9 protein-coding genes and 1 tRNA gene are annotated in these 14,947 nt (G+C 37.0%); 1 reads left to right on the top strand and 9 read right to left on the bottom strand.

Features of this window, described 5'->3' with window-relative positions; genetic code table 11:
• From GX437_03585 to GX437_03545, 9 genes are all read right to left on the bottom strand, one after another.
• Positions 1-742, bottom strand: a 742-nt coding sequence (locus GX437_03585) for a DUF4131 domain-containing protein (GenBank protein NLJ06734.1), incomplete at its 3' end; no start/stop codon positions are given.
• A gap of 92 nt (positions 743-834) precedes the next feature.
• Positions 835-5,958: a PKD domain-containing protein gene (locus GX437_03580; protein NLJ06733.1), complete on the bottom strand. Its 5,124-nt coding sequence runs from the start codon at positions 5,956-5,958 to the stop codon at positions 835-837.
• A gap of 30 nt (positions 5,959-5,988) precedes the next feature.
• Positions 5,989-7,260, bottom strand: coding sequence for a T9SS type B sorting domain-containing protein (locus GX437_03575; protein ID NLJ06732.1), 1,272 nt, complete (start codon positions 7,258-7,260; stop codon positions 5,989-5,991).
• Positions 7,261-7,809 (bottom strand): RNA polymerase sigma factor, encoded by a 549-nt coding sequence (locus GX437_03570; GenBank protein NLJ06731.1) that lies wholly within the window; start codon positions 7,807-7,809, stop codon positions 7,261-7,263.
• 115 nt (positions 7,810-7,924) lie between these two features.
• A complete protein-coding gene (locus GX437_03565; GenBank protein NLJ06730.1) occupies positions 7,925-10,129 on the bottom strand; it encodes an elongation factor G in 2,205 nt (734 codons plus the stop codon).
• Between the two features lie 91 nt (positions 10,130-10,220).
• Positions 10,221-10,293, bottom strand: a tRNA-Phe gene (locus GX437_03560).
• Positions 10,294-10,359: 66 nt separating this feature from the next.
• On the bottom strand, positions 10,360-10,566 hold the full coding sequence (locus GX437_03555) for a hypothetical protein (protein NLJ06729.1): 207 nt from the start codon (positions 10,564-10,566) through the stop codon (positions 10,360-10,362).
• Between the two features lie 191 nt (positions 10,567-10,757).
• Positions 10,758-11,774 carry a hypothetical protein gene (locus GX437_03550; GenBank protein NLJ06728.1) on the bottom strand — a complete coding sequence of 339 codons (1,017 nt, stop codon included), beginning with the start codon at positions 11,772-11,774 and terminating at the stop codon, positions 10,758-10,760.
• A gap of 79 nt (positions 11,775-11,853) precedes the next feature.
• Positions 11,854-14,757 carry a T9SS type A sorting domain-containing protein gene (locus GX437_03545; GenBank protein NLJ06727.1) on the bottom strand — a complete coding sequence of 968 codons (2,904 nt, stop codon included), beginning with the start codon at positions 14,755-14,757 and terminating at the stop codon, positions 11,854-11,856.
• Between the two features lie 23 nt (positions 14,758-14,780).
• On the opposite strand from GX437_03545, the gene GX437_03540 reads away from it, so the two are divergent.
• Positions 14,781-14,921 carry a hypothetical protein gene (locus tag GX437_03540; GenBank protein ID NLJ06726.1) on the top strand — a complete coding sequence of 47 codons (141 nt, stop codon included), beginning with the start codon at positions 14,781-14,783 and terminating at the stop codon, positions 14,919-14,921.
• Positions 14,922-14,947 lie beyond the last annotated feature (26 nt).

Genomic DNA, 14,947 nt, shown 5'->3' with positions numbered 1-14,947 from the left:
GTGCTATGGACTGTTCATCAGGGGTTTTTACCGCCATTTTTATCTGAGCAATAATTTTTTCACGAAGAAGTGAAAGCTTCTTCAACAGTGCAGGTGCGATATTTTCTTTTGTATAAATCCAGTCGTAATCTTTCAAAAACGTCTGATGGTAAATTCTTTTATACGCTAAAAACCGTTTATAATCAAACTGTGCCGGATTTAAGCGCTCAGGGATTTCAGTAACTTTCGCCTTTAATACAATGACATCCCCATAAGAAAGTTCTTTTGATTTTTCAGACTTTTTAAAATAAGCCAGAATCTTTCCTTTGACATTGTATAGCTTATTACCTGATTTAATATAATCAACCGTAAGAACCGTTTTGAGATTTTTTTCTTTTTCTTCAGGCATTTCTTTGATATGGCAAATAATTACAGCCTTATCAGATAGAAAATTTGAAAAATGATATGGCTTATAGATCTGGACATAAATTGCAGCAAGAAAATAAGATGAAAAAATGATGGATATATTTATCAGAAAGCCAATGAGTTTTCTGTATTTAAAGATTTTGAAAATACTCGCTTTTTCGAAAGAAATGCAGAAAACAAGAATAGCCAAAGGAATCAGGAGAAAAAAATAGCTTATCCGAAGCCCCGTGAAAAATATCAGAATTCCCAGCAGAAAAGGGACAATTAATCTTGTAAAAGGAACTCTTTTCCACGGACTTACGATTTGTTCCACCTTAAAACCTTGAAAAAACCTCAAAAATTATTATTTTGCAAGAAAAAATCCCAGTTGAAAGATAAAAAAAAAGGGCTGAAAAATCAGCCCTTTTAAAGATATTCTGACAGAAAAAATTATCTAAAGAGGGTAACGGTACCAGAAATGTCTTTTCTGGGTTCACCACGTAGCTGGTAGTTTAATACATAGTAGTAGGTGCCACCCGGAGCAGGTTTTCCTGTATTCATATTTGTGCCATCCCAATGATTTTCAGGATCATCAGTCCAGAACATTTTTTCTCCCCAGCGGTTGTAAATGGTGAGATCCCAGTATTCAACACTCTTCGACTTGATTTTGAAGACATCATTAACACCATCGGCATTACCCGGAGTAAAGACGTTAGGAATATCGAGTTCAACTTCAAAGAAGTTTTTCACCGTAATACATTGAGTATCCTGACATCCGTTCAGTCCGGGAACATCAATCCATGTCCACAGGCAAACCTGGAATGTCCCTTTATAGTTCTCAAAGTTGAATACATATTTATCCTTGCTCTGTGTCAGGTATTCTTCATTATAGGTTTTTGAACCGTCATCAGATGTACCTGTTACCGTCCATTTATACCTGTTACCACCTTTAGATTTATTATCAAAGGTGTAGATAGGCATTTTATTTTCGGCAATATCAAGAACGGCATCAGCTTTCATTACCCTGATATCCATATACTTGATTTTATCCGGGCAAGCTACCCCTGAACCATTCAGCTCAACCGTGTAAATAGTATCATAAGAATTACCGCTTGTAAACTGATGTGTAACAGTTGCTTTCGGTGGATGGTTAAAATATCCTGTTCCATCACCAAAATTCCAAGTAAGCGAAGGATAAGCATTATCGGATTGATCGGTAAATCTGGCAACGGTACCATCGCAGATAATAGTATCCCCGGTGAATTTGCTTGGTGGAATGGCATTAACAACCACGGTAAAGTAAGGATCGTCAGGATGGACATTGGTATCTCCATAAATCTGTGTACAATTGCCCCAATATCCGGGTGAAGGTACAGGGAAGAACACTTTTGCCGTACCGTTGAGTACAATGTGGTAAACACCGGCTTTTGTATATTGAATTGCCCATTGTCTGTTCCCCGGTCTTGATGTATCGGAGAAGAATGTCCCGTCACCTTTATTAAACTGCCATTCAGTAACTTCTTCAGATGAGTCATAAACAACGATATATTCCCCTTCACAGATTGTGTCTGAATAAACAAAGTTACCGTTTTTGTAAAGCCAGAATTTGGGTTTCGGGCCTAAAATATTGATATACGAAGGTTTTTCAATGGTATCCACACATCCGTTACTCATTTTGACAATCAATCTGACATTATAGGTCCCGTTTTTAGTATAGGTATGAACCGGATCTTTTAAATAACTATATTGTGAGGCATAAACACCATCATAGAAATCCCATCTCCAGTTCACCACACTGTCCACCTTGGTAGAATCCATAACCTGCCCGTTTTTGTCATAAATGTATTTGTAAATATTCAAACCAATAGATTTGTCAAGGAATTTAACCGGTTGAGGGGCACAAACCTCCGGAGAAGCTGCCGTATCAAATTCAGCAATTACACCAATCACCTTGATGTAATTTTTACGTTCAAGAATTTGCACACAACCATTGCTGTCTGTTGTCCTCATTTTAATGGTATAATCCTGAGGTTTATTAAATACCCATTGAATCTTATCAGTCAGGTTAGGATTGCGGTGCCAACCTGTGCCATCACCGAAGTCCCATTCAACTTTTTCGATGAAGGATGGAGGAGCAGGGGCCCCATTACGGGTACCGAATGCCGGGTCAAAAGTTCCAAGGAAGTTGGTCGGATCGACCCAGTATTCATTGGGATTCAAATCCGGGTCAAATGGAAATACTTTAATCCAGAAATAACGTACCATGTGAGTGAATGTAACGGTATCGCCACCTCCCTCATAGCAGATAATACGGTCGTCTGCTTCGAAGTCAGCATAATGTCCCACGATAATCTGTGCAGAACCACCTGAAGCACAACCATAAACATTCCGAATAGTAGCAGTAACGTAGTATTTCCCAGGGACGGTCAGACTCCAGTCTGGTTCAATCCTTTGTTTACGGGGAGCACCGGCCTGTTTCATAAAGAATGAGTCGCGCAAGGTTAGCTGCGGGAAAGTATCAATTGGTATGAAGCCCATCGAAGTAATAAGCTGCCATTCAGATTTGACCCATTTTCCTCCTTTGGTAAAATCAGGATAGGTGAAACACATGGTGTAAACCTTTTTATTGGTAAACGGATCGATGGTAAAGGAGTCCTTATGGCACATATAATAAATGGTATCACGTTTATAAATCGTATCGATTACCCAGTTATTACCAACTTTTTTCCAAACCGTATCAACGGTTTTCTGACAACTGTCTTCCATGTGTACATCAGGCCACTGGGGCGTGGTTGGAGGGAAAAACTTGTCGATAAAGAATTTAAACTCAGTAATACCCACCTGGTTTGTATCATTAACAGTTAAAATAGCCTGAGAATTCGGACAAATCTTGTAATGCTCCTGAGCCTGATAATTCATTCTTGGGTATTTACCGGGAACGGGGAATAGTTGATTATTAGGTGCCCTCATGAAACCATATTTGTTGGGATCATTTAAATTGAATCCATAATTGAGGTCGGCAATATACTTATAGTTATGATACCAGAAAGTATCGAAACAATCTCCTGTTTTCAGAATCAGCCCAAGGGTTTTCCATCCTCCCTTTCCGTATATCCATTGATTACCCATCATCATGAAGGTAATCATATCTACCCACTGACAACTGATAGTCTGGTGTTTCTGAACACTTTCTTTAATATTGTCAAGATCGAAGTCAAGATAAGTAGTTTCGGTGCATTTTACGGTAGGCGTATCGCATGTACCGAAACCTCTGGAAGCAGAGTCGAATACCATCCACCAGAACTGGCGGTCACAGGTAGGTCGTGTTTCCTGGAAATTTGGTATTTGCGGATAGTTTTGGCCCACACAAGGGACTCCATTCAATCTGACACCACGTCTGATGTCATAGGTTTTGTTCGGATTAACAGTAGTATCAGTAAATGTTCTGGGAGAAATCAACTGGTTATTATAATCAATGTAAGGGCTACTTCCATTCCACATACCATTGTATCTTCTTTTGGTAGGATCAGCGATACGTTCGGGAAGTATTTTATTCAGAGCCCTCTCCATGGCACCATAAGATGTAGTGTCCCATCCTGACCAGGGTGGTTCCATGACAATATTCACACTGGCTTCACTAGAACAGGCTGTTACTGTGTCAATGACAGTCAATGTTACAGAATAGCAACCTGGTTCTTTATACAAGTGCCAGGGAGCTACTTCCGTTGAATACTGACAATTTATATCCGGTTTCTGAACGGTTGAAGTACATGGTTTGGCTGTTCCGTCAGCAAAATCCCAGAAATAGAGCATACTATCGCTGGCCCACGGATAGGAAGGATTGTAACATTCATCAAATTTTATTTCCTTTTGCTTATTAGGATACTGGAAATAATCAAATGGTGAATTGTCAATCGCATAATACATCCTGTATTTGTAAGAATTGTTCGTAAATCTCACATAGTTGGGCGCTGTACAGTTGTGGATGTTCAGATCAGTATCGTGCATGGTTTGCAGGTTGACACTTCCGCTTTTTGGGAAATAGACAGTACCGTTCAGAATACCAGGAGGCAAAGGGGTACCGGGTGTCCATTTTCCCGGAGTTTCCTGAATACTGTCATAAAGAATATCTGTTTTAACCGGATTGGAAAGCAATGGATAGTTTATTCGTGTAGCAATGGTATTGCCTAACGGACAGGGATATGGTTTATATACCGTATCAAAATTGGCGGAATCCAGTAAACTATTGCAATAATAATCAATTTTCCCAACCTGATATTTAGCCACCTGGGTTCTTGTAACATAATCAACAGGATCAAGGTTTGGATTCCAGCACCGGGTACTTGCTGCATGCCAGAAACTTACAGGAATTGGTTTAGCCTGATTCTGATTATTTGGTGGGAATGGAGGGGAAGGCATATTGATAATTGCCTGGGGACCTTTTAGTGGAATATAGGTACAGAAAACAGTATCTCTGATACAGTTTGGTTCCCATATTTTCAATGTAATGTGATAAACGCCCGGTGCGGTATAATGATGGCATGGTTCCCAGTCTTCATCATTGGTATTCAACAACTGGGAAGGCGGATCATCAAAATTCCATAACCAATAATAAGCATTTGGACGTGGTTTCTGGGCAAAACAAAGGTTATTGTCTTGCCAGCAAATGGGTCCGCTTTCAGATTTTTTAATGTCGAAATAATAGAAAATATTTTTAGCTCCGGAAAATTTAATTAAACTGTCAATACAGCCATGGCAGGTTTTAACAATGAGTCTTGGATTAAATGTCCCGTCTTTCTTATATACATGTGTCCATGGTGTAGGATCAAATGTTGTCTGTGTATCGCGTGTTCCGTCTCCATAATCCCATATCCATTCGGTAATACATTTCCCCGTAGTATCTGTCTGGTTGGTAAATTTAACAGGTGTTTCGGGACATCCGATTTTAAACTGTGTCGAAAAACGTGGGTTCAGTTTGGGTAAGACCACAATACTGGTAACTTTTGAAGCAGTATCCCAACATTTATTGGTATCTGTAACGGTCAGGATAATAGAATAAACCCCGGACTGCGGATAAGAATAACATGGATTTTTTGCGGTGTTGGTATCACCATTTCCAAAGTCCCATAAATAAGTAGCAATAGGAGTATTGCTCTTCCCGGGTTTGGAGTTATCAGTGAAACAAAAATGGTTTGTCTCAAAACACATTGTAGTCACTGAAGGGAGTATCAGATCAGCATCGGGCTTATCAAACACTGTTATCGTAACACAACTTGGTCCGCATTTTACTGAATTGTCTGCATTGTACAAAGTAATGCATGCGGTAAAAGTACCAAAAGTGTCGTAAATGTAGGATATTGAATTCTGTTTCTGAATACTGGTTGAACCATCACCAAAGTCCCACAACAGATGGTCATAACTGATGGTGGACGGAAAAGAGAAAAGCACTGAAGTTCCCCGGCAAACTTTTGTTTGCGAAGCCGTCAGTGTACACTGTGAATACGCCCAATTGCCAAGCAAAAGCAGCGTCATCACAATAAAAACAACATTCCGAAGCTTTTTAAAATTTTCCATGGCTATTAATTTTAACATTACAAAACTAAATTATTTTATTCTTTTCAAATAGATTGTTCCTGATTTTTTTTCAATTGAGTTTGCTTCAGCAGTTTTATACTGCAAAAAGTAAAAGTATTGCCCTTCATCACATATTTTCCCTGTTACCTCATTTGTCCCATCCCATTTCTTGTCTTTTGATTTTGAAGAAAATACCTTATTCCCATATCTGTCTGTAATTTCCAGTTCAAAAAAGGTCTCGCCTTCAATAGTAATATAATAATAATCATCAACTCCATCTCCATCCGGTGAAAAATAATTGGGGATATATGGTTCTTTCAATACAGAATTTGCCCTGACTAAAATATCTTTTGTGATCTCTGATTTACATCCGAATTTATTTTCAGCCACTAATCTGACTGTAAAGGTTCCACCGTATTGGTAAATATGTCTGGGGTGAGTCAGTGCCGAAGAAGTTCCATCGCCAAAATCCCATAAATAATGATCGGCATTTGTAGTAAGATTTGAAAACTTAACTTCTCTTTCGTTTGTGTTATCAAATCCAAACTGTGCAAATGACTTAGGTTGAATATAAATTTTCTGTATCTTCTTTATTATCTGATTATCCATGGAACAGATAATGTAAATATAGTAAGTCCCGGGTTTATCAAACCTGTAATTTTTTACTCCTCTGAAACTATTTATTTGCTGATCTGGTAGAATCAACGTGATGTCAATATCATCAAATTTTGAAACAGGATTGAACGAAATCCTCAGATTATCACCTTCACAAAGTATTGTGTCTGAAAATATTACCTCTGGAAATGATGATTGGGTAGTTGTATTCTTCGTATAATCCAGTACAGAGCTTTGATCTGAAATTGAGTTATTTTCAAATTCATTTCTGCCTGTCTGACTATTGTCAGTTTTAAACTCAGGAATTGTCAAAACATGAGCTTTTTTTTCTATTTCGTCAGCTTTTTTGTTTTCATCTGAATTTTGACTTGAGAAAGAATCAGTATGAACAACTATCTCGTCATTATTTTGAGTTGAATTGTTAATCCCGTTATTTTTGTCAATATTGCTGATAATCAAAAGGGCAGTAACTGTAATAGTTATTCCGGCACTAATGATTCCCAAAGATTTAATGTTCAAATGTTTTGAAAAGGGGCTTGAAGATGTTGCAGGGTTGACAGAAATTTGGTTACTGACACTATCCCACATCTGAAGGATTTCATTTTCAGGAACTTCCGGTGAATAATTATCCAGCTTTTCCCTGAAGTGGCCTAAAAAATTATCAATATGTAAGTTTTTATCTGACATTTACGAAAACATCTTTTTTATCATTTCCTGCAGGCTTTGTTTGGCTTTGAAAAGTTGTGATTTGGAGGTTCCTTCAGATATGCCAAGCTTTTCTCCAATTTCTTTGTGAGAATAACCTTCGATGACATACAGATTGAAGATGGTACGGTATCCTAATGGCAACTGATTGATACAATTCAGGAGGTCTTCAGTCGTTAACCGGGATAACATATCTTCAGCCGGATCGCTTTCATTTGTATTTTCAAGTGAGATCTGCTCAGGTTCCGTGATTTTTTTTCTGTATTTATCAATGGCTGTATTAACCATGATTTTTTTCATCCAGCTGATGAGTGTTCCTTCAAATTTAAATGTCTCAAGATGCCTGAAGATTTTAATAAAACCTTCCTGAAGGATTTCCTTTGCATCCTCGCGATTATTGGCATATCTGAGACAAACACCTAACATCAGACTGTAGTATTTTTTAAAAAGTTTTTGTTGTGCCAGATGATTTCCCTTGATACATTGCTGCACCAACTGAAACTCCTCTTTATTGACTTTTTCATTGTCCATCTGGCATTTGTCTTTTTTGACGCAAAAGTAATATTAATGGTTGTCTGTATGAAAATAAAAAAAGCTCATTGAAAAAGGATATCCAATGAGCTTTAGTAGTGAGAATTTATTATGCTTATTCTTCTTCTTTCTTGCTTTCTTCGTATTCTTTCAGCAATTTTTCCTGAATATCCGGTGGCACCTGTGCATATTCTTCAAATTTCATGGTATAGGTAGCTCTTCCGTTCGACAGAGAACTTAAGGCAGTGGAATATTTATTCATTTCTGCCAATGGAACTTTAGCAATAATTTTCTGATAATGTCCTTCACGCTCCATTCCCAGTATTAATGCACGTCTGCCCTGAAGATCGGTCATGATGTCACCCATTCTTTCTTCCGGTAAAAAGACTTCAACCCTGTAAATAGGTTCAAGCAATTTTGGATTGGCATGTTTAAATGCATAGGAAAAGGCGGTTCGACCTGCAAGTTTGAAAGAAATTTCATTGGAATCTACCGGATGCATTTTCCCATCGTAAACAGTAACCCGAATATCACGTGCATAAGAACCTGTAAGCGGCCCTTCTTCCATTTTCTCCATAATTCCCTTTAAAATGGCAGGTAAAAACCTTGCATCAATGACACCACCCACGATGGCATTGTAGTAAACAAGTTTTCCTCCCCATGGCAGATCCATTTCTTCCTCTCCCCTGATGTTGACTGAGACTTCAGTTTCTGCTTTATTAATCTGCATCTGGGTAACTGAAGAATGATAAATGGTTTGTTTTAATTTGAAAGTCGAAGGTTTGGGTTTGGATGGTTCATAGGGTTCAATGATGAGACTGACCTGCCCAAACTGACCTGCCCCTCCTGATTGTTTTTTATGCTGGTAAGTAGCTTGCGACACAGAAGTAATGGTTTCTCTGTAAGGTATTTTGGGCACTAAAAATTCAGTTGGAATTTTAAATTCATTATCAAGATGCCATTTAGCAATATTTATGTGTTGTTCCCCCTGACCATGCAACAGCATTTGTTTCAGTTCTTTACTATATTCAAAAATCAAAGTGGGGTCAGATGCATTCATTCGCTGAAGAACAGATGCCAGCTTTTCATCATCTGCAGTATTGACTGATTTAATAGCTACCCTGTATCTTGGTTCCGGATAAGCTGTTTTTTCAACAGGTTCTGAAACAGATTTGTCGGCAAGGGTGTGTCCTGTGCCTGTATTTTTTAATTTAATAGTAGCAATAATATCACCGGCAACTGCTTTCTCGATTTTCTCCCGCTTTTTCCCAGCTACAGCAAATAACTGACTGACACGTTCCTTGGTACCATTGTTCAGGTTTTCACAATCATAGGATTCTGTAATTTCGCCACTGGCCACACGTAAGAATATCATTTCTCCCAAATGTTCTTCATAAGTTGTTTTGAACACGAAACCTGCAAAAGGACCGGCTGCATTACAAGGAATAATTTTCCCTGATGAACTTTTTAATGGCAATAATTCCGGTGAAGGAAAAACTTCAGTGATAAACTCCAGCAAACGATAAACACCTATATTATTTTTGGCAGCAGTACAGAAAACCGGGAACAACTCCCGTTTAATAATTCCATTTGTTATCCCTTTGAAAAGCTCTTCATCTGTAAGAGTGCCTTTTTCAAAGAAGATTTCCATCAATTCTTCATCGTTTTCTGCAGCTGCTTCAATCAGATTGTTTCTGATTTCTTCTACTTTTGCTTTCTCAGATTCAGGGAGGGCTGTGATCTCAGGCTTTCCACCCGTTGCCGGATACTTATATAATTTTTGGGATAAGACATCAATGATAGCATTGAAATCTTTTCCTGCATTCACCGGATATTGAATCTGTGCGACTTTACTGCCGAAATAATCTTTTGCCTGACGCATTATTTCATCAAAATCGGCCTTTTCGTGGTCAAGATGGTTGATGACAAATACAACAGGCTGTCCGGCATTTGAACTATTTCGCCAGGCTAGTTCAGTCCCGACTTCTATTCCATTATTACCATGAATTAAAATCAGGCTTACGTCAGAAACCCGCATGGCTGTAATGGTTTCTCCTATAAAATCATCAAAACCAGGAGCATCAATAATATTTATCTTTTTATTGTTAAATTCTGTAAACAGAATAGAAGCCACAACAGAATTTAAACGTTCATGCTCAATGGGACGATAATCGGATACAGTATTTTTTGCTTCTATAGTACCTCTTCTGTCTATTACTTTACCTTCAAATAACATACACTCGGCAAGCGTAGTTTTTCCGGTAGCCGGGCCGCCCAGCAATGAAATATTTCTAATGTCTTTTGTCTGATAAAATTTCATATTTTGCTTATTTACAAGGAGTTATCAGTAAAAAATTTTTTTCATGACTTCATTCAAAATTAATAAAAAAGCCCCCGCAAGGGGCCTGATGTGGTGAAGGGCAGAATCGAACTGCCGACACACGGATTTTCAGTCCGTTGCTCTACCAACTGAGCTACTTCACCGGCATTTTTTGAAGATGCAAAGGTAAGGGGATTTGAGAAATAACAAAGAGATTAAAAAATAATTTTTTAAGATGGGTCATCTTTTTTCTGAGCAAATAATTTTCTTCCAAAATAAGCTATAAGCATCCCAAGAAGGAAAAAAATACCACCATGAAGTGGTACTGTTGGCTCAGTTTGTCCCGGATTCCAACTTCCTGAAGGTGGGGCGTAGGATAAAAAGCTTGTTGCCGCAACAAAAAATATGATAGTAATTATTGTTTTTATCTTATTCATAGCTTACTGCATCCCGTAACAAAGGTAATAAAAAATTTGTTTCAAAATTCATCAATTTTAAAAATTCAAATTTCATGCAATGAATTTTTCCGCTGTATTTATGATAAAACTGTGCCAAATTATATTAACCTTTTTATCAATGAAAATTATTTTTCATTTTGAGAAAGAAGCATATACTATTTGTTGCAAAATTAATATACATAAGGAATAAATCGAAATTTAACTTTTCCACAGTAATTAATATAATCCGGGTCGGCAGAAAGATGTCTTTCTTCAGTATATGCCCGAATAAAATAAATCAATGACCAGATTATCATGCTTATTAATACTTTTAAATTAAAAATCGGGATACAAAATATCCACCATGCCAGCACTTTCGATATGTAGGCAGGATGCCTGACAAAACGATAAGGGCCTCTTGAAACAATCCCTCTGTTGGTTAAATTACTGCATTTATATCCAAGCGCTATGGTGGACCAAACGAAAATCAAGTAGAAGACCAAAACCATGAGGTAAATTAAGGTTGTAACAGTATTATTTATCCAAAAAATATTCTCATTTGTAAACAAAGGGAAAAGATGGTAAGTAACACTATTAAATGGTTTGTAACAAGACAAAGCGGATAGCCAACCAAGTATAGAAGGGTCAACCGATTTTACCACATTATTAAGTTTTTTGCTTTCGACAATATAGCCAAAACTAAAGAAAAGCGTATCAATACTGAAAATAATATAGGTCAGGAGAAAGAACCATGTGAATTGAGTAAAAATGATGCTGAAATCTGTCAGGTTTGTAAAAAAATCATACAGGTCAACAACATACATAATGAAATAATTCAACATGATGGGAATAAAAATAATCTTAACCAGGAAAAATAAAAACTTTTGTTTTTCCTCCTGAGATTCAAAAAATCTGTATTTTGATGAAAAATAATTTTTGTTAAAGAGAAATTTTAAAAACCTTAATGAAACTGATAATACAACATTGCCCTTAAAGAGTGTTTCATGATTATCCTTTAAAAGGTTAATAGGTAGAACGATAATCAGATATACAGCACCTAAAATGATTAAAACCAGCTTGGCTTGCTTTATCAGAAAATTGCCATAATAAAAGCCTTTCAGGTAAAATCCTAAAAGAAAAACTATGACGATAAACTCAGCCAAATAAATGGCTGCCCTTTGATGATCTTGTTTTTTGAGTAAAAGCATCAATAAATAATAAAAAAATCCCAGACAAAATTAACAAATGTCCGGGATTTTCAAAATAGTACTGATGCGAAATAAAAAATTATTTTAAAAGAACTTTTGAGGTATAATTTCCATTGTTATTGTTAATAGTTACAAAATAAATACCTTGAGGCAAATCGGTGTGAATTACAGAAAATCCGTTAAGATTATTTTTGTTTAAAATAGTTTTACCATTCAGGTCAATCACCGACACATGGTAGTTTTCATCATTGGTATTCACATAAATTGCCGATTGGTGTGCATAAACAACCGGTAAATCTTTTTGTTCTTTAAATCCTGTAGTATTGTCATTAATAGACTGATTTTGAAGGATATGTATTTTAAACCGGTTAGGGTTATCTCCAATATTTCCTTCAAAAAGATAATCACCGGTACGGAAATCGTGAATTTTATTCAGGAATAAATCTTCAAGTAAAACATACTTGTCTGTCAATAATTTCTGTACATCAGCCCTGATAGTGACAGGGCCGGAAATACCAATTTTGACATAGAGAGGTAATGTCATTGTTTGATTAAAAGGTAAAGAGTTAATGGAAATTTCTTTGTTATCGGTCGACAGCGTATAGACATCCGGCATATTCAAAACCGGGTTCATGATTTTTAAAGCATCGAATTCGCCATCAAAATCTGTACTTGCACTGTTGTCGAGTACAATAGAGGTTTCATCTGAATAATCAGTGCCTATCACTTTTATTTTCAAATACTCTTTTTCTTTATCATTTCCATCATTTCTGAAAGAAGCAGCAGAATTATGCTGAACAGTGGGTGAAATACCAAGTGTCCCTCCTCCAGCATTATTACATTGTACCCAAAAGGCCATTGTTGGTGGTATATAACGACCGACACAATTATTATTGACACCGTTTACATATTCACAATAATTATTGATGGAAGCATCCCAAATATAAATGGCATTATTGACATTTATCTTTGTCCAACCCTGGGTAGCATCCCAGTCGATGGTAGCAGGATAAGGATTTCCCATAAAATTGAACCCATCGGTTACTCTGGTTAAGGATGCAGAATAGCTTCCGGAATTAAATGTACCTGAAAAAGTAACTGTTTTATTCGTGTTTTTGTAATAGACATCATATCCTTTGAAATTAGTCAGCGTTGTATTGCTCCCAATTTTAGTCCAAGAGGCAGTTGGTTCATTATAGGTATAAAGTGCACTGCCCAGAAAAGTATTTGAATTACCGTTATTTACCGGGGATGAAACATAATGCCATCCATTTGCGGTTAAATACCTGTTGAAATAACAGACTCCATCTACCTGTAAAGTACCATAAGCAACCAGATAACCCGTATAGTTTGTGCTTGAATTAATAGTTACATCACCTTTTACAGTTAAGGTTTTATTTATTTTAATTACCACAGCAGCATCCGGCTGGATAATAAGGTTCCGGCATGTTGAATTGACGGTAACTTCAGGATCAAAGTTTCTTGCAGGAACGATACAGTTTGTCAAAGCATTAGGAACCATTTTGGGTAACCAGTTATTCGGATCATGAAATTCCTCAGAATAACCCTGCCATGTCAAATCAAACGAAATATTCACAGGAACCCATACCGGTGAATTAATAAGAGTACCCGTATTTTCGTTTTTACTACCATCATAGGCTTTTATCCCTTTGCCCGTATCAAATTTCCAGTAGGCTTGCAGAAAACTCCACTTGGCATCAGTTTCATTTATCCATTTAATTACCATACGGTTAGATATGTCATCAGCCGTAAGGGCAGTGTTCCAGATTCTTACCTCTGATATGTAACCATGAAAATGGCGACTGGTATCAGCATCATCATAACCAACATAAATCTTTTCAGTATTTGAAGCGATTGATGAAGAAACAGAAGATGAATTATCAAGTACTCCGTTTATATAAATTTTAGCTGTTGTTCCATCATAAGTAGCAGAAATATGATACCAAATACCCGTATCAAGTGTAGAAATACTTTGGAGTTCAAATGCACCGGAAGCAAGATGCATTTTAAATGATACTTTTTTAGTGCCCATGACACTCAGATTATAGCCTCCCTGAGGGCTGATGTCTTTCAGTTTATCAATAATGGCTTCATTGTTACCGAAAGAACGGGGTTTAATCCATGCTTCAAGTGTAATGGCGGAAGTAATATTTAATGAAGCAGGTGAAGAAAAATCAACGTACTGATTAACTCCGTTAAAATACAAAGCGTGATCGGTATAAGCAACAGGTGCAACGTTATTGTTCCATGTGGCACCGTTCATTAATGTGCCATCCAGTCCATTTACGACATCATCTGTAGTCGTACCGGTTCCTTCATCGAAACGCCAGTACCCTACAAGGTTCGGGTATTGAGGGTCATCCTGATCAAGTATCTGATACATTCTTGCCTGTATCTGGGTTTGAGTTAAAGCAATTTTCCAAATTGATACTTCATCGATAATTGCATTGGTAGCATGGCTGTGGTTATATCCGATAATCAGGGGATAGGTATCAGTTAATACCGTTCCTGTCCATGTTGCCGTTTTGACCAGTTCTCCATTCAGATAAAGCTTAAAATTATCACTCCCTAAGTTTTTGTCAAAAACACCTGTAATGTGATACCATGTATTTGCAGTGAGTGTTGGTCCACCTGTCAGAATTCCTCTGGCAGTATTTGTATTATCGTACAGAAAAAACCTGAGTTGTCCGCTACTTCCCAGGTCAATAGCATAATTTGTGGGTGTATATCCTGAGCTTTGCCTTTTACGGATAAAAGGAACATTTGCAGAAACATTTCTTGGATAGACCCAGAAACTAATGGTAAATGTATTGGTTAGGCTCAGGCTGTTATCATGAGGTATTGATACATAATCATTTGAATTGTCCAAATCAACGCCATAAGGATTTGAAGCCGGAGACTGGGAAAATGCTAAATTAATTACAATTATAACTAATGCAGGCAATAAAAGTAAACTTCGCATAGTACAATGTTAAATGATGATAAATGGACTATACATTAATTAATAAATATGCCATAAGAAAAGTGATTGATTTTCAACATATTAAGAAAACTAAATTGAAACAGCAAAATTCAAATTGGGAATTAATTTTAAAAATGAAGAAACAAAACTCTGATGAGTTTTGAGAACAAACCCGTTCTTACGAAATCTC

It is taken from the genome of Sphingobacteriales bacterium (assembly GCA_012517435.1).
Lineage (GTDB): Bacteria > Bacteroidota > Bacteroidia > CAILMK01 > JAAYUY01 > JAAYUY01.
The sequence above is the reverse complement of the archived record's forward strand: the minus strand, read 5'-3'. Positions and strand labels throughout refer to the sequence as shown.